The organism is Paraburkholderia ribeironis, assembly GCF_900019265.1.
In the GTDB taxonomy this organism is placed as follows: Bacteria; Pseudomonadota; Gammaproteobacteria; order Burkholderiales; family Burkholderiaceae; genus Paraburkholderia; species Paraburkholderia ribeironis.
In genome coordinates this window covers 212-771 of sequence record NZ_CYGX02000041.1, presented here as the reverse complement: position 1 = coordinate 771, position 560 = coordinate 212, and the positions used below count along the sequence as shown (strand labels likewise).

The 560-nt window shown below is 60.5% G+C and carries 1 protein-coding gene; it reads left to right on the top strand.

Features of this window, described 5'->3' with window-relative positions; translation table 11 throughout:
• A partial coding sequence (locus tag BN2475_RS18765; RefSeq protein WP_245841395.1) for a carbohydrate ABC transporter permease occupies nucleotides 1–560 on the top strand: 560 nt, incomplete at both ends.

Sequence of the window (560 nt, the reverse complement as noted above, 5' to 3'; positions counted from 1 at the left end):
GCGATCCGTCGCGGCATTCCCGGCGTGATCGCCTGGCTGGTCGCGCTGCTGCTGTTCTTCCCGATCTTCTGGATGACGATCACCGCATTCAAGACCGAGCAGCAGGCCTATTCGTCGTCGCTCTTCTTCACGCCGACGCTCGATAGCTTTCGCGAGGTGTTCGGGCGCAGCAATTACTTTTTGTTCGCATGGAATTCGGTGCAGATTTCCGTGGGCGTCACCTTGCTGTGCCTGATTCTCGCCGTGCCCTGCGCGTACGCGATGGCGTTCTTCCCGACCAAACGCACGCAGCAAACGCTGCTGTGGATGCTGTCGACCAAGATGATGCCGTCGGTCGGCGTGCTGGTGCCGATCTATCTGCTGTGGAAGAACAGCGGTCTGCTCGACACGGTGACGGGTCTGGTGATCGTCTACACGCTGATCAATCTGCCGATCGCGGTGTGGATGGCGTTCACGTACTTCGCTGAGATTCCGCGCGACATTCTCGAAGCTGGCCGGATCGACGGCGCGGCGACGTGGCAGGAAATCGTCTATCTGCTGATGCCGATGGCGCTGCCGGG